Annotated in this window: 17 protein-coding genes; 10 read left to right on the forward strand and 7 right to left on the reverse strand. The window is 64.3% G+C overall.

Going from position 1 to position 20,246, the window contains the following annotated elements:
• Positions 1-3: 3 nt before the first annotated feature.
• Positions 4-1,767: a S8/S53 family peptidase gene (locus ACX1DW_RS09800; protein WP_458993301.1), complete on the forward strand. Its 1,764-nt coding sequence runs from the start codon at positions 4-6 to the stop codon at positions 1,765-1,767.
• A gap of 6 nt (positions 1,768-1,773) precedes the next feature.
• Here the strand turns inward: ACX1DW_RS09800 and ACX1DW_RS09805 are convergent, their stop codons facing one another.
• Positions 1,774-2,247, reverse strand: a complete 474-nt coding sequence (locus ACX1DW_RS09805; protein ID WP_125868454.1) for a MarR family winged helix-turn-helix transcriptional regulator — start codon at positions 2,245-2,247, stop codon at positions 1,774-1,776.
• 176 nt (positions 2,248-2,423) lie between these two features.
• On the opposite strand from ACX1DW_RS09805, the gene ACX1DW_RS09810 reads away from it, so the two are divergent.
• The 5 genes from ACX1DW_RS09810 (at position 2,424) to ACX1DW_RS09830 (ending at position 10,601) form a co-directional block, all read left to right on the forward strand.
• Positions 2,424-4,196 carry an N-acetylglutaminylglutamine amidotransferase gene (locus ACX1DW_RS09810; protein ID WP_458993400.1) on the forward strand — a complete coding sequence of 591 codons (1,773 nt, stop codon included), beginning with the start codon at positions 2,424-2,426 and terminating at the stop codon, positions 4,194-4,196.
• 135 nt (positions 4,197-4,331) lie between these two features.
• The gene (gene ngg / locus ACX1DW_RS09815) at positions 4,332-6,071 is read left to right on the forward strand and encodes an N-acetylglutaminylglutamine synthetase (protein ID WP_458993302.1); all 1,740 of its coding nucleotides are present in this window, start codon (positions 4,332-4,334) and stop codon (positions 6,069-6,071) included.
• 119 nt (positions 6,072-6,190) lie between these two features.
• Positions 6,191-7,390, forward strand: a complete 1,200-nt coding sequence (locus ACX1DW_RS09820) for an osmoprotectant NAGGN system M42 family peptidase (RefSeq protein WP_133455971.1) — start codon at positions 6,191-6,193, stop codon at positions 7,388-7,390.
• 195 nt (positions 7,391-7,585) lie between these two features.
• The gene (locus tag ACX1DW_RS09825) at positions 7,586-10,330 is read left to right on the forward strand and encodes a hybrid sensor histidine kinase/response regulator (RefSeq protein WP_152481030.1); all 2,745 of its coding nucleotides are present in this window, start codon (positions 7,586-7,588) and stop codon (positions 10,328-10,330) included.
• Between the two features lie 43 nt (positions 10,331-10,373).
• Positions 10,374-10,601, forward strand: a complete 228-nt coding sequence (locus tag ACX1DW_RS09830; RefSeq protein WP_458993303.1) for a YheU family protein — start codon at positions 10,374-10,376, stop codon at positions 10,599-10,601.
• A 12-nt stretch (positions 10,602-10,613) separates the two neighbouring features.
• Here ACX1DW_RS09830 and ACX1DW_RS09835 read toward each other — a convergent pair whose 3' ends face one another.
• From ACX1DW_RS09835 to ACX1DW_RS09855, 5 genes are all read right to left on the reverse strand, one after another.
• Positions 10,614-11,042, reverse strand: coding sequence for a hypothetical protein (locus ACX1DW_RS09835; RefSeq protein WP_011912607.1), 429 nt, complete (start codon positions 11,040-11,042; stop codon positions 10,614-10,616).
• A 112-nt stretch (positions 11,043-11,154) separates the two neighbouring features.
• Positions 11,155-12,285 carry an MFS transporter gene (locus ACX1DW_RS09840; protein WP_458993401.1) on the reverse strand — a complete coding sequence of 377 codons (1,131 nt, stop codon included), beginning with the start codon at positions 12,283-12,285 and terminating at the stop codon, positions 11,155-11,157.
• A gap of 130 nt (positions 12,286-12,415) precedes the next feature.
• Positions 12,416-13,225 carry an SDR family oxidoreductase gene (locus ACX1DW_RS09845; RefSeq protein WP_133455973.1) on the reverse strand — a complete coding sequence of 270 codons (810 nt, stop codon included), beginning with the start codon at positions 13,223-13,225 and terminating at the stop codon, positions 12,416-12,418.
• A 235-nt stretch (positions 13,226-13,460) separates the two neighbouring features.
• Positions 13,461-15,116 carry a cation acetate symporter gene (locus ACX1DW_RS09850; RefSeq protein ID WP_063541384.1) on the reverse strand — a complete coding sequence of 552 codons (1,656 nt, stop codon included), beginning with the start codon at positions 15,114-15,116 and terminating at the stop codon, positions 13,461-13,463.
• Positions 15,116-15,430 (reverse strand): DUF485 domain-containing protein, encoded by a 315-nt coding sequence (locus ACX1DW_RS09855; protein WP_023445032.1) that lies wholly within the window; start codon positions 15,428-15,430, stop codon positions 15,116-15,118. The genes ACX1DW_RS09850 and ACX1DW_RS09855 overlap by 1 nt, the downstream gene beginning before the upstream one ends.
• Before the next feature lie 279 nt (positions 15,431-15,709).
• Here ACX1DW_RS09855 and ACX1DW_RS09860 point away from each other — a divergent pair, with 279 nt between their 5' ends.
• The 4 genes from ACX1DW_RS09860 to ACX1DW_RS09875 all read left to right on the forward strand — a co-directional run bounded on the left by ACX1DW_RS09860 (position 15,710) and on the right by ACX1DW_RS09875 (position 19,139).
• On the forward strand, positions 15,710-15,931 hold the full coding sequence (locus tag ACX1DW_RS09860; protein ID WP_013982257.1) for a DUF2061 domain-containing protein: 222 nt from the start codon (positions 15,710-15,712) through the stop codon (positions 15,929-15,931).
• Positions 15,932-16,149: 218 nt separating this feature from the next.
• Entirely contained in the window at positions 16,150-17,442 is a 1,293-nt protein-coding gene (locus tag ACX1DW_RS09865) for an alpha/beta fold hydrolase (RefSeq protein WP_200599882.1), read from the forward strand.
• A 4-nt stretch (positions 17,443-17,446) separates the two neighbouring features.
• Positions 17,447-18,202 carry an MlaA family lipoprotein gene (locus ACX1DW_RS09870; protein ID WP_013982255.1) on the forward strand — a complete coding sequence of 252 codons (756 nt, stop codon included), beginning with the start codon at positions 17,447-17,449 and terminating at the stop codon, positions 18,200-18,202.
• Positions 18,203-18,296: 94 nt separating this feature from the next.
• Complete coding sequence (locus ACX1DW_RS09875) at positions 18,297-19,139, forward strand: pirin family protein (protein ID WP_102840788.1); 843 nt, start codon at positions 18,297-18,299, stop codon at positions 19,137-19,139.
• A gap of 72 nt (positions 19,140-19,211) precedes the next feature.
• On the opposite strand, the gene ACX1DW_RS09880 is transcribed toward ACX1DW_RS09875, so the two are convergent.
• Positions 19,212-20,156: a lipid A biosynthesis lauroyl acyltransferase gene (locus ACX1DW_RS09880; protein WP_102840787.1), complete on the reverse strand. Its 945-nt coding sequence runs from the start codon at positions 20,154-20,156 to the stop codon at positions 19,212-19,214.
• Positions 20,157-20,246 lie beyond the last annotated feature (90 nt).

A 20,246-nucleotide genomic window follows, 5' to 3' on the forward strand; every position in this document is an offset into this window, starting at 1 on the left:
ACCATGACTGCATACCGCTCGAACGTCATCGCCCTGGGCCTACTGGGCGCCTTGCTGACACAAGCCGCTACAGCCGATCAGGACATGCGTATCACCCAGCTGCAGCGATGCGGTGACCTGTTCTCCAAGCAGACGTTGAGCTGGTGCCTTCGAACCCGCGGACTTCCGGAAAGCGAGGTGGAGCTTAAGCTCGACGGTCGCCCGCTGCGTGCCGAGCAGATCCGCCGCGACGGCGAGCGCATGCGCCTGACCCTCGCGCCTGACGAGCTACGCAGCGGCCCGCTGTGGCTGGAGCACGGCGGCCGGCGCAGCAATCCGGTCTGGCTGTCGGCCGGACGTAGCCAGGTGGTCGCCGCCAGGGCGGATGAGGTGACGCGCAACATGGACGGGCTGACCACCTATGTCGATCTGGTCAGCCTGATCATCGAGGAAGACCATGAAGGCCTGGCGAAGGCACAGCAGCTGGCCGAGAAGTATGGGGCGAAGCTGGTCGGCGCCATCCCCCCGCTCAATACCTATCAGCTGCGCCTGCCGGTGGACAACCTGATCGAGCGCGATGCCATGGTGTTGCGCCTGGGCAGCGAGGAAGGCGTGGATGCGGTGGTGATCGAGGAATCCGCTGCGGAAAACGAGGAGCAGGAACAGCCGAAGCAGCCGCGTCAACAGAACCGCGAATGGGCCGCCAACCGCTTCCTCGATGCGGTCGACTACTACCGCGAACGCATCCCGGACGGCCAGCGCGCCGCCGAGCGCAAGCCGGTGCGCATCGGCATCATCGAGCGTGCGGTGGACTTCGACGCGCCGCACTTCGCCGAATACCTGCAGCCCTGCGATCCGCAGCAGCAGCGCACCTGCCTCTATGCCCGCGACGCCGACAAGCCGGACAACCATGGCAGCAGCGTGACCGGCATTCTCGCCGCGCACGCCAGCGACGCCCGCGACCAAGGCTTTCTCGCCTCGCTGGACGGCACCGGACCGGGCTTCGAAGTGATCGTCGAGCGCAACTCGGATGCCGGCATCACCGCCAATGTCGCAGCCTCGGTGAATCTGGTCGAAGATGGCGCACGGATTCTCAACTGGAGCTGGGGTATCCATCGCATCGGCACGGTGGACGTGGAAGGCGAGCCGGTGGATTCGCTGCTGCGCTCGGGCATCGCCATGAGCGGCTACGAGGAGTTGCTGGAAGAGTTCTTCCTCTGGCTGCGCCGCGAGCATCCCGACGTGCTGGTGATCAATTCCGCCGGCAACGGCTCCGCTCACTCGAGCCGCGACGACTACCGCCTGCCCTCCTCCTTCATCACTGAGCAGCTGCTGGTGGTCGGTGGCCACGAGCGCAACGCCAAGAAGGAGGTTTCGGTGGAGCACCCGGACTACGTGCGCAAGCGCAAGTCGTCGAATGTCGACATGCGTGTGGACATCACCGCCGCCGCCTGCACCCGCGCCGCCAGCCTCGATCCCGAGCAGCGCGGCGACGTGCACTGCGGCACGTCCTACGCCACGCCACTGGTGGCCGGCGCGGTGGCGGCCATGCTGTCGGTCAATCCGGAACTCACCCCCGATCAGGTGCGTGAACTGCTGCGCCGCAGCGCCATGACCATCGGCCGCGATTCGGACTTCGAGCCGGCCGAGGCGGACGACCTGACCGCGCCGATCCTGCCGTCCGAGCGCGGTTATCGGCTGGATGACAACGACGTCGGCCGCTCGGCACGACTGGACATGCGCAAGGCGCTGGAACTGACGGTGAAGAGCCTGGAGAACCCGCGCTAGGTCGCCTCACTCCATGTCGCCGCACAGCTCGGCGGCGCGCAGCAAAGCGGCAGTCAGCGCATGGCGTTCCCACTGCGGCAGTGCGGCGAACCGCGCGCGGAATTCCGGCGGCAGCAAGGCTGGCGCGTCCTCCAGCAGTTCCCGGCCGCTGTCGCTGAGCAGCAGCCACTGGCGGCGGCGATCCTGATCGTCACGCTGACGCTGCAACAGCCCGCGTTCCTCGAGCCGATCCAGCTGACCGGACAGCGTCGCGGCGGTCAAGCTCACGCGCCGGCTCAGGGCGCTGGCGGTCATCTGTCCTTCGCCGGCCAGCACTTGCAGGATCATCAGCTGCACGGGGCTCAAGCCGCCGAAACGGGCGAGCCGCTTGGCATGCACCTCGGCGTCCTGCTGCAGTCGGCGCATGGCCTGGAACAGCGGCATCTCGAAGACCTGAAGCCCAGCAAGATTATTTTCATTTGAAACGGTTTCTTCAGCCATGAATACGCTTTCATGTGGCTTATTAACTTTGACATCAAAGCATTATTTTGCTTTGGTGTAAAAAGATGACTGACCCGATCGAGCCCGAACCAGCGCCGCTGCGCTGGTCCGAAAAGCTGAACTTCGAGGATGACGGGTCAGTCACACTCCCCAACGGCAAAACCGGTAAGGACTTTATGTGTGGCATAGCTGGAGAACTTCGTTTCGATAACCTCCCGGCCGACCTGGCCGCGGTTGAACGCATCACCCAACACCTGACTGCGCGCGGCCCCGACGCGTGCGGTTTTCACAGCCAAGGGCCGCTGGCGCTTGGCCATCGACGCCTGAAGATCATGGATCTGTGCGAGGCCTCCGGCCAGCCGATGATCGACTCGGCCCTCGGCCTGTCGATGGTCTTCAACGGCGCCATCTACAACTACCCCGAATTGCGTGCCGAGCTGGAAAATCTCGGCTATCGCTTCTTCTCCGAAGGCGACACCGAGGTATTGCTCAAAGGCTTCCATGCCTGGGGCGAGGCGTTGCTGCCGCGTCTGAACGGCATGTTCGCCTTCGCCATCTGGGAGCGCGACCGCCAGCAACTGTTCATTGCCCGCGACCGCCTCGGCGTCAAGCCGCTGTACCTGTCGCGCACCGACCAGCGCCTGCGCTTCGCCTCTTCGCTGCCGGCGCTGCTCAAGGGCGGCGATATCGCCGGCGTGCTGAATCCGGTGGCACTGAACCACTACATGAGCTTCCACGCGGTGGTGCCGGCGCCGGGCACGCTGATTGCCGGCATCGAGAAGTTGCCGCCGGCCAGCTGGATGCGTATCGACGCCGACGGCACGACCACTACCGAACGCTGGTGGAACCTGCGCTTCGGCGCCCATGAGGAAGAACGCGACTACAGCTTCGAGGATTGGAAAAGCCTGACCCTGGACACCATGCGCGAGGCGGTGGCGATCCGTCAGCGCGCTGCAGTGGACGTCGGCGTGCTGCTTTCCGGCGGCGTCGATTCCAGCCTGCTGGTGGGCCTGCTGCGAGAGGCCGGTGTCGACGACAACCTGCTGACCTTCTCCATCGGCTTCGAAGACGCCGGCGGCGAGCGCGGCGACGAGTTCAAGTACTCGGACCTCATCGCCAAGCACTACAACACCCGCCATCATCAGTTGCGCATCCAGGAAAAGGAAATCCTCGAGCAGCTGCCGGCCGCCTTCCAGGCGATGAGCGAGCCAATGGTCAGCCACGACTGCATCGCCTTCTACCTGCTCTCGCGGGAAGTGGCCAAGCACTGCAAGGTGGTGCAGAGCGGTCAGGGCGCCGACGAACTGTTCGCCGGCTACCACTGGTATCCGCAGGTGGATGGCGCCGAGGACCCGGTGGCGGCCTACCTCGCCGCGTTCCGCGACCGCAGCTACGCGGAATATGCCGAAACCATGCAGCAGCAGTGGGTCAAGGGCGATTTCTCCGGCGAGTTCGTCCGTCAGCATTTCGCCCAGCCGGGAGCCGAGGCTGCGGTGGACAAGGCGCTGCGCATCGACAGCACGGTGATGCTGGTCGACGACCCGGTCAAACGCGTCGACAACATGACCATGGCCTGGGGCCTGGAGGCGCGCACGCCGTTCCTCGACTATCGCGTGGCCGAGCTGTCGGCACGCATCCCGGCGAAATTCAAATTGCCGGAAGGCGGCAAGTACGTGCTCAAGGAAGCCGCACGCCAGGTGATCCCCGCCGCGGTGATCGACCGACCCAAGGGTTATTTCCCGGTGCCGGGCCTCAAGCACCTGCAGGGCGCCACGTTGAACTGGGTGCGCGAAATGCTGCTCGACCCCAGCCAGGAACGCGGGCTGTACAACCCGCAGATGCTGGAAAAGCTGCTCGCCGATCCGGATGGCCAGCTCACCCCGCTGCGCGGTTCAAAACTCTGGCAGCTGGCGGCGGTCAACCTATGGTTGAGCGAGCAAGGCCTTTAGGGGCCGCCGATGAGTTCGCCTTGTCGCGAAAGCCCCGATAACCCGCTCACGAACGGCTGCGGTTGGCTTGCATCAAGGGGCGGACACTTCGCCCCGCGACCCGCTGCTTCGTGACCTAGCATCAAGGAACGTACCATGCAGAAGTCCCAAGCCTACGGTCAGCGTCTGTTGCGCGGGCAGGCACCGACCTACCAGCGCTTGCAGGCACGCTTCGCGGAGGACGGGCACGAGGAGCCCTGCGGCCCGGTAACCCTGCACTGCGGCTGGGGCCGCATCCTGGTCGGCCACACTTATTCCGATCCGGCGCAGCTGGCGGCCGAACTGCTCAACGAGCAGGCCGGCGAGCGTGACATCGCGCTGTATGTCGCTGCGCCGCATCAGGTGCTGTCCTACGCACCACAACAGCTGTTCCTCGACCCCTCGGACACGCTGCGCATCTGGTTCAGCGACTATCGCCCCTCGCAGCAGCCCTTCCGGGGCTTCTGCGTACGCCGCGCGCAGAGCGACGCGGACTGGCACGCGATCAATGGCCTGTACCAGTCGCGCGGCATGATGCCGGTCGACCCGGAGCGCTGCACGCCTCGCGAAAAGGGCGGCCCGGTGTACTGGCTGGCCGAGGACGAAACCTCCGGACAGATCATCGGCAGCGTGATGGGCATCGATCACCACCGCGCCTTCAATGATCCGGAGAACGGCTCGAGCCTCTGGTGCCTGGCAGTCTCACCCAGTTGCCCGCGGCCCGGCGTCGGCGAGGCGCTGGTGCGCCATCTGATCGAGCACTACATGGGCCGTGGCCTGGCTTATCTGGATCTGTCCGTGCTGCACGACAATCAGCAGGCCAAGGCGCTCTACGCCAAGCTCGGCTTTCGTGATCTGCAGACATTCACCGTCAAGCGCAAGAACAGCTTCAACCAGCCGCTGTTCCTCGGTCCGGGGCCGGAGGCCAAGCTCAACCCGTACGCCAAGATCATCGTCGACGAAGCTCGCCGGCGTGGCATCGAGATCGAGATCAACGATGCCGAAGCCGGGCTGTTTACCCTGACCCAGGGCGGCCGGCGGGTGCGCTGCCGCGAGTCGCTTTCCGACCTGACCTCGGCGGTGAGCATGACCCTCTGCCAGGACAAGCGCCTGACTCACCGAACCCTCTCCCACGCAGGCATCCGCCTCCCGGCGCAGCAGCTGGCGGGCACACCGGCAGATAACGCGGCTTTTCTTGCCGAGCACGGCAGCGTGGTGGTCAAGCCGGTGGACGGCGAGCAGGGCATGGGCGTAGCGGTGGACCTGCGCGACGCCGTCGAGATGGAGGAAGCCATCCAGCGCGCGCGGCAGTTCGACAGCCGCGTACTGCTGGAAAGTTTCCACCCGGGACTGGACCTGCGCATCGTGGTCATCGGCTACGAGGTGGTCGCTGCGGCGATCCGCCGGCCAGCGGAAGTCATAGGAGACGGTCGCACCAGCATCGGCGCGCTGATCGAGAAGCAGAGCCGGCGACGCCAGGCCGCCACCGGCGGCGAGAGCCATATTCCGCTGGATGAGGAAACCCAGCGCTGCCTGCGTGACGCAGGTTTCGAATTCGACAGCGTGCTGCCCGCCGGCCAGCGCCTGTCCGTGCGCCGTACCGCCAACCTGCATACCGGCGGCACGCTGGAGGATGTCACCGCTCAGCTGCATCCGGAGCTGAGTGATGCCGCGGTGCGCGCCGCCCGTGCGCTGGACATCCCGGTGGTCGGCCTGGACCTGCTGGTGCCGGCGCCGGACCAGCCGGAGTACGTCTTCATCGAAGCCAACGAGCGCGTCGGCCTGGCCAATCACGAGCCACAGCCGACCGCCGAGCGCTTCATCGACCTGCTCTTTCCGCTCAGCGTCGCCGGCTGAGCGACCCCGCCCGGCCTCGCGCCGGGCAGGCAGTCGATCCAGGGCGCCCTGGTGCCCTTCGATTTTTCCCCATTCATCTCATTGGCTGGCTGCGAGCCGCCGCCCAACGGGAGGTTTCCATGACCGCAAAACTACCCGAACCCGACCTCAACTACCTGCAACGGGTACTGCTGGAAATGCTCGCCATTCCCAGCCCCACCGGTTTCACCGACACCATTGTGCGCTATGTCGCCGAGCGCCTGACCGAACTGGGCATCCCCTTCGAGCTGACCCGCCGCGGCACCATCCGCGCCACGCTCAAGGGTCGCCGCTACAGCCCGGACCGCGCAGTCGCCGCGCACCTCGACACCATCGGCGCGATCGTCCGCGAGGTTCACGACTCCGGCCGCCTCGGCCTGGCCCCCGTCGGCTGCTGGTCGAGCCGCTTCGCCGAAGGCAGCCGCGTCAGCGTTTTCACCGATACCGGGGTGATCCGCGGCAGCGTGTTGCCGCTGCTGGCCTCCGGGCATGCCTTCAACACTGCAGTGGACGAAGCGCCGGTCAGCTGGGACCACGTCGAACTGCGCCTGGATGCCTATACCTACAGCCACGCCGAAACCTGCGCGCTGGGGGTCAACGTCGGCGACTTCGTCGCCTTCGATCCGATGCCGGAATTCACCGAAAGCGGCTATATCAGCGCTCGCCACCTCGACGACAAGGCTGGTGTCGCCGCCCTGCTGGCGTCCCTCAAGGCCATCGTCGAAAGCGGTCGCGAGCCGCCGATCGACGTGCATCCGCTGTTCACCATCACCGAAGAGACCGGCTCAGGTGCGGCCGGCGCCCTGCCCTGGGACGTCAGCGAGTTTGTCGGCATCGATATTGCTCCGGCGGCCAAGGGCCAGGCCTCCAGCGAGCATGCGGTGACCGTGGCCATGCAGGATTCCGGCGGCCCTTACGATTTCCATTTGTCGCGCCATCTGCTCAAGCTGGCCGGTGAACACGAGATCCCGGTGCGCCGCGATCTGTTTCGCTATTACCACAGTGATGCCCAGTCGGCGATCGAAGCGGGTCACGACATTCGCACCGCGCTCCTGGCCTTCGGCTGCGACGCCACCCACGGCTATGAGCGCACCCATATCGACAGTCTTGCGGCAATGAGCCGACTGCTCTGCAGCTACATGCTGAGCCCGCCGGTGTTCGCCAGCGACGCCCATCACACCCAGGACTCCCTCGAACGCTTCAGCCACCAACTGGAGCACGAAGCGCAGATGGAGAATGACACCCGCGTGCCGCCAGTCGATACCCTTGTCGGCCGTCATGCCAACGAGCGCGACAGCTGAGCCAAAGGCTTACGTGACGAGGCGCTTTCTTCCGGCAGCCAAGGCTTGCCGCTCGACGTTTAACTCGGCAAAGTTAGCCGGACAAGGACGTGCGGCACTCTGAGGCGCCATGTAGAGCCCAAGGAATCGGTACCGTCACATCGCTCTACTAATATGTGCTGCCCGCTTCCGGGCAGCACCCTGCCGGATCAGATCATGTTGCCGCGTTCATGCCTGGCTCTGCTGCTGTTTTGCCTGTCGCTTCAGGCGTGGGCGTTCGCGCCCGTGGTTCTCGATTCGCTCGACACGCGCCAGCCGCTGGGTAACGGGACCCTCTACCTGGAAGACCCGAACGGCGAGCTGCACGTCGAGGAGGTCTTGGCCCTGCCCGACGACCGCTTCCGCGAGGTCAAGGGCGGGCACGTCAATGAAGGCAAGAACACATCGACCTGGTGGCTGCAGGCGACGCTGGACAATCGCCTGGATCAGCCGCTGAGCGGTTTCATCGAGATCAACTACCCTCTGCTGGACCATATCGAGCTGTATCTGCAGTACCCCGACGGCAGCCTCAGCCAACAGCTCACCGGTGATCGCTACCCCTTCGTCGACCGACCGGTGAAGGTGCGCAACTTCTGGTTTCCGGTGGAGTTGCCGCCCGGCGACACCCGGCTGCTGCTGCGCATCAAGACCACCAGCACCCTCTACGTCCCGCTGTACTTTGGCACCTACAACTCCAGTGCTGCACAGCATGAAGAGCTGAGCGGCCTGAGCGGCGCGTTCTACGGCGTGCTGTTCGCGATGTTCTGCTACAACCTGTTCCTGTTCGCTTCGCTGCGCGAGCCGGCCTATTTCTGGTACCTGATCTACACGGTCAATGTCGGGCTGTTCGCCCTGTCGTTCGACGGTTTTCTGGTCAAGTGGCTGGCCGATGACGGTGGGCTGGTCGCACAGGGCATCTACGTGCTGATGTTCAGCCACTGCCTGATTGCCATCCAGTTCAGCCGGCACTTCCTGCATACCCGCGAGTTGTTCCCCGGGCTCGACCTGGTACTGCGCTGCACCTTGCTGGTGGCGCTCGGCAGCATGCTTTCCGGGTTGCTGCTGGACGTGCAGACCTGGAGCATTCTGGCCAGCATCACCGTGATCGTCACCTCGACCGGCCTGCTGCTCACCGGCGCTTTCGTCTGGCGCCGCGGCGTGCGTTACGGGGTGTACTACACCCTGGCCTGGGGCGTGCTCCTCGCTTCCTTCATCCTGGTAACCGCTGGTTCCCTGGGCTTCGAGCTGCTCGGCCTGTACGGCTCGGCGGTGGTCAAGGCCAGCGTCGCCTTCGAACTGATCACCCTGTCCATCGGCCTCGCCGACCGCATCAACCTGCTCAAGGAAGAAGGCTACCGTTCGCGCGAGGCCGCCGAGCGGGCCGCCAGCGAGAACGAGGCGAAAAGCCGCTTCCTGGCCAAGATGAGCCACGAAATTCGCACCCCGCTGAACGGCGTGCTCGGCATGCTCGAACTGCTGCGCGAGACGCCGCTGGACCGCAGCCAGCAGTTCTACTTGGACACCATCTCCAGCTCCGGCAACTCGCTGATGGCGGTGATCAACGACATCCTCGATTACGCCCGCATCGGCTCGGGCAAGCTGAGCCTCGAGGACATCGACTTCGATCTGGAAATACTGATTTCCGAAACCATCCGGCTGTTCACCGCACAGGCACTGGAAAAGCAGCTGAGCCTGCACGTCGGCCTCGAGCCTGGCGTGCCGCGGCGCATTCGCGGCGACCCGACACGCCTCAAGCAAATCCTCATGAACCTGCTGAGCAATGCGCTGAAGTTCACCGAGCACGGTCACGTGGTGCTGGAGGTTTCCTGCCGCCGGACGCAAGACGGTGAGCCTCGCCTGGTGTTCTGCGTCAGCGACAGCGGCATCGGCATGCGCCAGGAAGTGCTCGCACAGCTGTTCGAATCCTTTGCCCAGGGCGACTCCAGCACGACGCGCCGCTACGGTGGCAGCGGCCTCGGGCTGGCGATCAGCAAGGAGCTGGTGGAAATGATGAACGGCCATATCGAGGTACAGAGTACGCCGGGCCGCGGCAGTCGTTTCTGTTTCGAGATACCGCTGCATGCCGCCACGGATGGAGAAGATTCGCTGGCGCAGCTGCTCGCCGGCCGCCCCGCCCTGCTCGCGTCTCAGGATGCACAGGGCCTGGAAGCGCTGAGCCACCTGCTGCGCCGCTGGGGCATGCGCACCGAGCGATGCCAGACGCCGGAACGGCTCCCCGACTATCTCTGCGATTTCACCGCACCGCCGCTGCTGGTGCTGCTCGCGCCCTGGCCCGGTAGCCCCACCGAGTGGCTGGCGCGCTTGCGCCCGCATCTGGAGCCCAATCAGCGCGTGCTGATGCTCTATTCACCGATCCATGAGCCGCCGCCGCCCTCGCCTGGGATACGTCTCATCAGCCTGGCGTTGCCGCTGCAGAGCACGCCGCTACGCGAAGCGCTGCAGACGCTGTATGCGCAAGAGCCTCCGCTGACCGGTGAGCCTGCCTCTGCAGCCGTCGCACCTCGGCATGACGAACCGTGCATCCTCGTCGCCGAGGACAACCCGGTGAACCAGATGGTGGTGCGCGGGCTGCTCAAGAAGCGGGGCTACGCCGTGCAGCTGGCCGACAATGGTCGCCAGGCGGTCGATCTCTACCGCCGTGATCCCGCAGCGGTGCAGCTGATCCTGATGGACTGCGAGATGCCGGAGCTCGACGGCTTCGAGGCCAGTCGGCAGATACGCAAGTTCGAGGCGGACCGCCAGTTACCCGCGGTGCCGATCATCGCGGTAACTGCCCATGTACTGGCCGAACATCGCCAGCGAGGCCTCGAGGCCGGAATGGACGAGTTCATTGGCAAACCGCTGGAAAGCCAACAGCTGTATGCTTGCCTGGACAACTACCTACAGGACGTCGCGTTCTAGGCCGCATCCCTCGTGGCCAGCCCGATGCCGACGAAGACGACCCATGCTCATACCCCACGACCAGCTCGAATCGGACACCCTGACCCGCCTGATCGAGGACTTCGTCACCCGTGACGGCACCGACAACGGCGACGAAACCCCGCTGGACACCCGGGTCGCGCGGGTCCGCCGCGCGCTGGACAGGGGCGAAGCCGTGATCGTCTTCGACGCTGACAGTCAGCAATGCCAGCTCGCGCTCAAGCGCGACGTGCCGAAGGATTGGCTGGACTGACGCCTCAGCGCATCAGCCGAGCAACCCGCTTTCCCGCTCCCAGGCGCACCGCATGCGCATATCGCTGTGCTGCGGGCTGTGACTGCCCGTTTCGGTTTCCCAGCGAAAGGTGTGGGTACCATTGAGTTCGGTCTCCAGATGCACCACGGCGCTGGTCCAGTAGAGCTGCTTGAGCAGCGCCTCGAAACGCTGCACCCACAGCGCCCACTCGTACTCCACTGCGCGATAGCTGGCGCCGAAATGGATCACCTGGGTCTGGTACAAGCCCAGGTCCTCGTCACGGCAGAAGGAAAACATCTCGCGGCCGATGAACGGCCAGGCCTCACCCTGCGGCAACGCCTGCACGGCGGCGAGATTGTGCGCCCGGCGCTGGCGGCACTGCTCGAGGTCGGCGGACGGCCAATCGCGGATACAGCCATAAACGATGGATTCAGACTCCAAGCAGAACTCCGGCGCGCTAGGTTGGGACAGGGACGGCGAGCTTTCTAGCACAGCATGGCGAGCCGGTCATCCGCGGCACGGCAAGCGGTGACGCAGGCCACAGCAGGACCACTCAGCGCTCGACATGGCGCGGCCGCAGGCGCATCGCGAGCAGCGACATGCACGCCGCCATGCCGGTCAGCACCAGGAACGGCATGCGGTAGTCCCCGGCCAGATCGCGGCCGAGTCCGGCCAGCACCGGGGTCAGGCAGGCCAGGCAGTAGCCGGTGCAAAGCATCATCGCGGTGAGCCGACTGACGGCCAGCGGCGTACCGGCTTCGTACATCGGCGAGATCAGCGCCAGGGAAAAGGTGCCATTGAGTGCAACACCCAGCAGCATGCAGACCAGCAACGGCTGCCAGCCGGGTCGCAGCGCGATCAGCGCCAGGCACAGCGTCGCCAGCACACCGCAGGTCGCCATGATGCGATGACGGTTGCCCAGGCGCTGCGCCAGCCAGGGCATGGCGAAGGCGCTCGGCAGGCCGATGAGCATGAAGCCACTGAAGAATGCATTGCTTTGCAGCAGGCTGTAGCCCACCTCGTGATAACGCGCCACCAGCCAGGTGGCCAGCGCGTAGAACAGCCCGGCCTGCAGCGCGAAATAGATGCTCAGCAGCCAGGCCCGCGGCTCCTTCCAGGGTAGGCCGGCAGCGCTTTCACTGGCGGCTTCCGGCTGATTGGGCAGACGCAGCCAGATCAGCAGCGCCATCACTGCCGGCAGCGCCCAGATCGCCAGGCCAACCGTCCACCGCTCGCCCAGCACCTGGGCCGCAGGCGCCGTCAGCACCACGCCAAGGGTGCCGCCCACCGCCATGCTCAGCGAGTACCAGGCGGCGACCTTGCCCATGCGTTCGAGGAAGTAGCGTTTGATGAAGCCGGACAGCAGCGGACCGGCAACGGCAATGCCGGCACCGACCAGACCGGCAGTGACGATCAGCAACACGGCATTGTGGCCGAACAGACGCAGCACCAGCGCCGCGGCGATCAGGCCAAGACACAGGGCAATGCTGCGCTCCAGCCCGAAGCGCACCGCCAGCCGCGGTGCCAGCGGCGCCAGCAGGCCCATCAGCAATACTGGCAAGGCAGTGGTCAGGCTGATCAGGCCACGGGACAGGGCCAGCTCTTCGGCGATGCGTTCGATCAGCGGGGCGAAGGAGGTGATGCCAGGGCGCAGGTTGATCGCTGCCAGCACCAGGGCCAGCATCAACAGTCCGCGGGACGGAAAATTCACAAGCGTTCCACAGGGTTACGGCACAAAACCGGACAGGCAACCCTACTCCCGACCCACCCTGGAGGCAACCACAGCGGCCGCTGAAGACAGCGGCCGGGCGGTTTCAGACAGCCTTGCTCTTGGCCCGCTTCTTTTCAGCGAGCAGCGCCATCTCGTCATAGATCGCCTGCGGATTCTGCTGCTTGACCTTCCAGGCCATGCGCCCCTCCTCGTGCGGCAGGATCATGAACTCGCCCTTGGCGACCTGCTGGTGGATGTAGTCGGCGATGTCCGCCGCGGTGATCGGCGAGGATTCCAGCAGCTTGCCGATCTGCGCCTTGACGTTCGGCGTCGGCCCGCGGAAGGAGTCGAGCAGGTTGGTCTGGAAGAACGAAGGGCAGACCACATGCACGCCGACCTCGGCCTGGCGCAGCTCGACCAGCAGGCTTTCCGAGAGGGCCACCACGCCGGCCTTGGCCACGTTGTAGTTGCTCATGCCCGGCGCCTGCATCAGCGCCGCCATGGAGGCGATGTTGATGATCTTGCCCTTGCTCTTCTGCACCAGCGGAAGGAACGCCTTGCAGCCCTTGACCACGCCCATCAGGTTGATCGCGATCTGCCAGTCCCAGTCCTCCAGCGACAGCTCGTCGAAGAAGCCGCCGGAGGCCACCCCGGCGTTGTTGACCACGATATCGATGCCCCCGAGCTTCTCCTCGCAGGCCTGGGCGAAGGCGATCAGCTGGCTGTAGTCACGCACGTCACAGCGCATGGTGAAGCCATCGCCACCCGCCTCACGAACCATTTTCAGGGTTTCCGCCAAGCCAGCCTCATTGACGTCGGAAAGCGCCAGCTGCCAGCCATCACGAGCCCAGCGCAGGGCGATTTCCCGCCCGAGTCCAGAACCGGCGCCTGTGATCATCATGCGATTGTGCATCGTTCTACTGCCTTTTGTTGTTCGGGGAGTGGCAGCGAGTCTAGCGAATGCACGAGGGCGCACCGGCATCCATCAGATTGATGAATGCCCCTGGCAAACCCTTGGCTCATGGGGCTGACCGCGCGGTTCCAGGCAGGCACTATGGGCGCAGGATGGGGCTGTTGCAGCCCTCGAGTCTTCACCGAGAACGAAAAAGGGCAGCCCGAGGGCTGCCCTTTTCCTATTGGCGTTCGCCTTAGTGAGCGACGGCGCCGGTTGCGCCCAGACCAGTCTGCGAGCGGACGAACTGGGCGAAGAAGCGCTCGCGCTCCTCCCCTGCCCGCTTGGACTTATCGGTGACCGAGAAGAACCAGATGCCGACGAAGGCGGCGACCATGGAGAACAGCGCCGGGTACTTGTAGGGGAAGATCGCCTCGGCATAACCGAACACGTCGACCCATACGGTCGGGCTGATGATGGTCAGCACCAGCGCAGTGATCAGACCCAGCGCACCGCCGAACAGCGCCCCGCGGGTGCTCAGCCCCTTCCAGTACATGGAAAGAAACAACACCGGGAAGTTGCAGCTGGCGGCGATGGAGAACGCCAGGCCGACCATGAAGGCGATGTTCTGCTTCTCGAAGATGATGCCGAGCAGGATCGCCACCACGCCCAGGGTCAGGGTGGTCAGCTTGGTCACACGCATCTCGTCCTCTTCCCGCGCCTTGCCCTGCTTGATCACGCAGGCATAGAGGTCATGGGAAACCGCCGAGGCACCAGCCAGAGTCAGGCCGGCCACTACCGCGAGGATGGTGGCGAAGGCGACCGCGGAGATGAAGCCGAGGAACAGGTTGCCGCCCACCGCGCTGGCCAGGTGGATGGCGACCATGTTGGTGCCGCCGACGATGGCACCGGTCACGTCCTTGAAGTCCGGGTTGGTGCTGACCAGCAGGATCGCGCCGAAGCCGATGATGAAGGTCAGGATGTAGAAGTAGCCGATGAAGCCGGTGGCGTAGAACACGCTCTTGCGCGCTTCCTTGGCGTCGGACACGGTGAAGAAGCGCATCAGGATGTGCGGCAGGCCGGCGGTACCGAACATCAGCGCCAGGCCCAGGGAGATCGCCGAGATCGGGTCGGAGACCAGGCCGCCCGGGCTCATGATCTGCGCGCCCTTGTCGTGAATCTTCACCGCCTCGGCGAACAGGCTGCCAAAATCGAAGCCGACCGTCTTCATCACCATGATGGCCATGAAGCTGGCGCCCGACAGCAGCAGCACCGCCTTGATGATCTGTACCCAGGTGGTCGCCAGCATACCGCCGAACAGCACGTACATGACCATCAGCACACCGACCAGCACCACAGCCACGTAGTAATCCAGGCCGAACAGCAGCTGGATCAGCTTGCCGGCACCGACCATCTGCGCGATCAGGTAGAAGGCCACCACGATCAGCGAACCGAATGCCGAGAGCAGACGGATCTGCGTCTGGCCGAGGCGATAGGAGGCCACGTCGGAGAAGGTGAACTTGCCCAGGTTGCGCAGGCGTTCAGCCATCAGGAACAGGATGATCGGCCAACCGACGAGGAAGCCGATGGAGTAGATCAGGCCGTCGTAGCCACTGGTGTAGACCAGCGCGGAAATGCCGAGGAAGGATGCCGCCGACATGAAGTCGCCGGCAATCGCCAGACCATTCTGGAAGCCGGTGATGCTGCCGCCAGCGGTGTAGTAATCAGCGGTCGAGGTGTTGCGCTTGGCCGCCCACTTGGTGATGCCCATGGTGAACACGATGAACACCACGAACATGATGATGGCGGTGTAGTTGGTGGCCTGTTTCTGGACTTCGCCGGTGATGGCATCGGCGAGCAGCGCAGGCGAGACTGCCAACAGCAGGGCAGTCATCAGGAAACGCAGGATCATTATTTCTGTGCCTCGTTGAGGATTTCCTGGTTGATGCGATCGAACTCACCGTTGGCACGCTGCACATAGACACCGGTCAGGATGAACGCCATGAAGATCACTCCGACGCCCACCGGAATGCCCCAGGTGGTCACGGTATTGGCGGACAGCGGAATGCCGAGGATCTTCGGCTCGAAGGCGATCAACAGGATGAACGCCAGGTAGGCGCTGAGCATGACGGCCGACAGCAGCCAGGCGAAACGCCCGCGCTTGGCCACCAGCTCCTGGAAACGCGGATTGGCATAGATCTGCCGGTAAACATTTTCATTGTGCATTGGAATCTGTCTCCACGGTCGCTACCCCCCGGTGGGAGCAGGGGCGGCTACTTTAGGCGTGGGTCGGGCGAACGCCACCCGACTTTGGTCTGAATGCGGCTTGCGAAAAGCCCGACATAGAGCCCTCGAACCGCGCGAATAGGCGCCTGGCAACAATTCCAAACACAAATAGTGTGGCGCTATGTCGCACATGCAAAACGGTGATTTCAGTCATTGGATGATTTCACCCAGACTTTCTACATCACGAGAACGATTCTCGACTGCACAAGGAGACAGGCCATGCTCAAGACCGTGACGTTCACCCTGATGCACTTCTGCATCGCCTTTTCGGTGACCTACGCGCTGACCGGCAGCATCGCCATCGGCGGACTGGTCGCCGCCATCGAGCCGTTGTGCAATTCGGTAGGTTTCTACTTCCACGAGAAGGTCTGGCAGCGATTCGAACGCAGTAGACGCAGCGCAGCGATTCCTAAGCATGCCTGGCTGCATCATCAGGCGTGATGACCGCGGCAGACGAGCCACTTAGCCCGGCGGTTCGCCAGCGACCGTCGGTCGTCGACATTTTCCATTCCCGCACAAGGGATCGAATTCCCCGCGCTGCTGCCATAGTGATGTTGGCTTGCTCTGCGCTGCCAATGCAGTTCTGATGGGACAGGCGGCACGATGCATCGGTTGCCGCCTCGCTACAGGCCGCGATGGCCTGGCTACGGAGATACACCATGCAGCTGTTGTTGTGCCTGACCACCCTGCTCGCTCTGATCGTTACGCCGCTGCATGCGGCCGATCTCAGCGTCGAAGAGTACGGCTACCCCCTGGGCAACCCTTTCGAGGCGACCATCGCCGGCACGCCGAGCGCATTGCGCGCAGAGGTTCCCAGTGACGACGCCATCGACCAGGCCGACTACAGTCTGCGCCTGCGGCCGGAACGGGAGTTCACCCTGCCGGACAACTTCTGGCCGGTCAAACAGCTGCGTTATCGCCTGGCGCGCCAGGGCGGGCCAGCGCCGCTGATCTTCATCATCTCCGGTACCGGTGCGCATTACACGGCAGGCAAGACCGAGGCCCTCAAGCGGCTGTTCTATGGCGCCGGCTACCACGTGGTGCAGCTGTCTTCACCGACCAGTTACGACTTCATGTCCGCGGCCTCGCGCTACGCCACACCGGGCATCAGTACCGACGATGCCAAGGACCTCTACCGGGTCATGCAGGCCATTCGCGCCAGGCACCACAAGCTGCCGGTCACCGAATTCCACCTCACCGGCTACAGCCTCGGCGCACTGAACGCGGCGTTCGTCAGCCAACTGGACGAAACCCGCCGCAGCTTCAACTTCAAGCGCGTACTGCTGCTCAACCCGCCGGTGAACCTCTACACCTCGGTCGGCAACCTGGACAAATTGGTGCAGACCCGCGTCGAAGGCATCGACGACCACACCACCTTCTATGAGGTGGTGCTGGAAAAGCTCACCCGCTACTACCGGCAGCGCGGCTACATCGACCTCGACGAGGCGATGCTCTACGACTTCCAGCAGTCGGCGCTGAAGCTCAGCGACGAGCAGATGGCCATGCTGATCGGCTCGGTGTTCCGTTTTTCCGCGGCCGACATCAATTTCACCTCGGACCTGATCAACCGTCGCGGGCTGATCGTGCCGCAGGACTATCCGATCAACGAGGGCACGCGTCTGGAGCCATTCTTCAAGCGCGCCCTGCTCTGCGATTTCGACTGCTACATCACCGAGCAGCTGATTCCCATGTGGCGGGCGCAGTACGACGGCGGCAGCCTGCCGCAGCTGATCCAGCAGGTCAGCCTTTACGCCCTTGAGGATTATCTGCGCCAGAGCCCGAAGATCGCGGTCATGCACAATGCAGACGACCTGATCCTCGGTGCCGGTGATATCGGCTTCCTGCGCCGCACCTTCGGCGACCGTCTGACGCTGTACCCGCGCGGCGGCCACTGCGGCAATCTCACCTACCGCGTCAACGCCCAACACATGCTGGAGTTCTTCCGTGGCTAAAGGAATGCTGTTGCCGCTGCTGCTGCTCAGTGGTCTGGCCTTCGCCGACACACCGGCGGTCGACGAGGATGGTTTCACCCATCCGTTACGCAACCTGGAGTTCAATCCGGGGCTGGACCAACGTGAGTTCGAGCGCGCTACCTTTCAGGCGCTGGACGTCTACGACCCGTTCGAATCGGTCAACCGGCGCATCTACCACTTCAACTACCGGCTCGATCAATGGGTGATGCTGCCGGTGGTGCGAGGCTATCGCTATGTCACGCCGCAACCGGTGCGCACCGGCGTGAGCAACTTCTTCGCCAACCTCGGGGAGATTCCGACGCTGTTCAACAGCGTCGCGCAGCTCAAGGGACAGCGTGCGGCGAATGCCACCGCCCGCTTTCTGTTCAACAGCATTCTGGGCGTCGGCGGACTCTGGGACCCGGCCACGCGCATGGGTCTGGTGCGCCAGAGCGAGGACTTCGGCCAGACACTCGGGTATTGGGGCGTTCCCCAGGGGCCCTACCTGATCATTCCGGCTCTCGGCCCCTCCAACCTGCGCGATGCCACCGGCCGCGTCACCGATTTCGCCGTCGAGCGACAGGTCGATTTCCTCCAGTACGCCGAGACCACCGGTGGCGAGTTGAGCCTGACCGCGTTGCGCGCCATCAACGCCCGCCACGTCACCAGCTTCCGTTACGGCCAGCTCAACTCGCCGTTCGAGTACGAGAAGGTGCGCTATGTGTATAGCCGTGCGCGGGATCTGATGGTGGAGGAATGATCCAACTAATTGATTGGTTATAGCGATAATGCGCAACCGTTAATCGAAGCCGTACGTTTACGCTGGAGACATTCCAGACCGAGAGGCATTCGATATGTCCCAGCGTGAAATCCTTTCCATCACCACCGGCCGCCCGACTTCCGATGGCGCCGGCGTCAGTCTCACGCGCGTATTTGGCGGCGCCGCGCCGGAACGCTTCGATCCGTTCCTGATGCTCGACGAGTTCGGCTCCAACGATCCCGACGAGTACATCGCCGGCTTTCCGCCACATCCGCACCGCGGCTTCGAAACCATCACCTATATGCTCGAGGGGCGCATGCGTCACGAGGATCACATGGGCAATGTCGGGCGGCTGGAAAGTGGCGGCGTGCAGTGGATGACCGCAGCGCGCGGTGTAATCCACAGCGAAATGCCGGAGCAGGAGCAAGGCCTCATGCGCGGCTTCCAGCTGTGGCTGAACCTGCCCGCCCACGCCAAGCTCGGCGAGCCGGGCTACCGTGATTTCGCACCGGCGGAAATTCCACAGCTGACGCTGCCAGGTGGCGTACAGGCGAAAGTCATCGCCGGCACGCTGAAGGGCGACGGCATCGAGCAGCCGGGCGTCGTGCAGCGTCCGGATACCGAGCCGCAGCTTTTTGATCTGCATCTGCCGGCCGGTAGCGGTCTCAGCCCGCAGGTGCCGGAAGGCCATCGGCTGCTGCTTTACGTCTACGAGGGTGCGCTGCGCGTTGGCGAACAAACGTTGGCCAAGGGTCAGCTGGCGCGCCTGTCCGAGCATGGCGAGCTGCGGTTGCACAGCGGGTCGGACACGCGAGTGCTGCTCTTGGCCGGACGCCCCCTGGGCGAACCCATCGTGCAGTACGGCCCTTTCGTGATGAACAGCCGCGAGGAGATCGAGCAGGCGCTGCGAGATTTCCGCGATGGAAGTTTGGCGTGACCGATATGGTGGGCCAAGGCCCGCCCCGCCGAGTCCCGCCATTGAAGCACCGCCGGTGAGGCGAAACGCCAACTACGCCGCCTTGCGCTTCTTTTTCTTGTACAGCCCCGGCTCGCCGTCCGGCCGGGTCTTGAAGCGCCGGTGCGCCCAGAGATACTGCTCAGGCAGGGCGCTGACGGCCTCCTCGACCCACTGATTGATGCGCAGACAATCGGCCTCCTCGCTCTCGCCAGGGAAATCCTCCAGCGGTGGATGGATCACCAGCCGATAACCCGAACCATCCGCCAGGCGCTCCTGCGTGAACGGTACGACCTTGGCCCTGCCCAGCCGAGCGAACTTGGTGGTGGCGGTCACCGTGGCGGCCTGGATACCGAACAGCGGTACGAACAGACTCTGCTTGCGGCCATAGTCCTGATCCGGCGCGTACCAGATGGCGCGGCCGGCACGCAGCACCTTGAGCATGGCCCGCACGTCTTCCCGCTCGATGGCGGTGGCGTCGCGGTTGTGCCGCTCGCGTCCGCGGCGCTGTACATAGTCGAACAGCGGATTCTTGTGCTCGCGGTACATGCCATCGATGGTGTGGCGCTGACCGAGCAATGCGGCACCGATCTCCAGCGTGGTGAAATGCAGCGCCATCAGGATCACCCCCTGCCCGGCCGCCTGGGCCTGCTGCAGATGCTCCAGTCCCTCGATCTTTGCCAGCCGCTGCAGGCGCGCCTGCGGCCACCACCAGCTCATCGCCATCTCGAAGAAAGCAATGCCGGTGGACGCGAAGTTCTCGCGCAACAGACGTTCACGCTGCGCCTGGCTGAGTTCGGGAAAGCACAGTTCCAGGTTGCGTCGCGCGATGTAGCGCCGGGAACCGGCGAATCGGAACATCAACGCGCCGAGCCCACGGCCCAGTTGCAGCAAGAGCGGATACGGCAACTGCACCAGCAGCCAGAGCAGTCCAAGCCCCAGCCACAGCGGCCAGAAGCGCGGATGCAGGAAGTACGCACGAAACTGAGGACGGTCCATGAATAGCTCGACAACCGATGAAGCGACGCATTCTAGCGGCAAACGCCGAGCTTGACCGAGCCTCGGCGCACCAGTGATCGCCCCGGACAC

The organism is Stutzerimonas sp. KH-1, from assembly GCF_054483855.1.

Bases quoted from the DNA above. Each gene is read 5' to 3' on its own strand.
- ACX1DW_RS09810 (WP_458993400.1), top strand. From the start codon at position 2,424: ATGTGTGGCATAGCTGGAGAACTTCGTTTCGATAACCTCCCGGCCGAC.
- ACX1DW_RS09840 (WP_458993401.1), bottom strand. From the start codon at position 12,285: ATGCTGGCCCTGGTGCTGGCAGCGATCAACCTGCGCCCTGGCATCACC.
- ACX1DW_RS09870 (WP_013982255.1), top strand. From the start codon at position 17,447: ATGCTGTTGCCGCTGCTGCTGCTCAGTGGTCTGGCCTTCGCCGACACA.
- ACX1DW_RS09830 (WP_458993303.1), top strand. From the start codon at position 10,374: ATGCTCATACCCCACGACCAGCTCGAATCGGACACCCTGACCCGCCTG.
- ACX1DW_RS09805 (WP_125868454.1), bottom strand. From the start codon at position 2,247: ATGGCTGAAGAAACCGTTTCAAATGAAAATAATCTTGCTGGGCTTCAG.
- ngg (WP_458993302.1), top strand. From the start codon at position 4,332: ATGCAGAAGTCCCAAGCCTACGGTCAGCGTCTGTTGCGCGGGCAGGCA.
- ACX1DW_RS09855 (WP_023445032.1), bottom strand. From the start codon at position 15,430: ATGCACAATGAAAATGTTTACCGGCAGATCTATGCCAATCCGCGTTTC.
- ACX1DW_RS09820 (WP_133455971.1), top strand. From the start codon at position 6,191: ATGACCGCAAAACTACCCGAACCCGACCTCAACTACCTGCAACGGGTA.
- ACX1DW_RS09875 (WP_102840788.1), top strand. From the start codon at position 18,297: ATGTCCCAGCGTGAAATCCTTTCCATCACCACCGGCCGCCCGACTTCC.
- ACX1DW_RS09880 (WP_102840787.1), bottom strand. From the start codon at position 20,156: ATGGACCGTCCTCAGTTTCGTGCGTACTTCCTGCATCCGCGCTTCTGG.
- ACX1DW_RS09865 (WP_200599882.1), top strand. From the start codon at position 16,150: ATGCAGCTGTTGTTGTGCCTGACCACCCTGCTCGCTCTGATCGTTACG.
- ACX1DW_RS09800 (WP_458993301.1), top strand. From the start codon at position 4: ATGACTGCATACCGCTCGAACGTCATCGCCCTGGGCCTACTGGGCGCC.
- ACX1DW_RS09825 (WP_152481030.1), top strand. From the start codon at position 7,586: ATGTTGCCGCGTTCATGCCTGGCTCTGCTGCTGTTTTGCCTGTCGCTT.
- ACX1DW_RS09845 (WP_133455973.1), bottom strand. From the start codon at position 13,225: ATGCACAATCGCATGATGATCACAGGCGCCGGTTCTGGACTCGGGCGG.
- ACX1DW_RS09850 (WP_063541384.1), bottom strand. From the start codon at position 15,116: ATGATCCTGCGTTTCCTGATGACTGCCCTGCTGTTGGCAGTCTCGCCT.
- ACX1DW_RS09860 (WP_013982257.1), top strand. From the start codon at position 15,710: ATGCTCAAGACCGTGACGTTCACCCTGATGCACTTCTGCATCGCCTTT.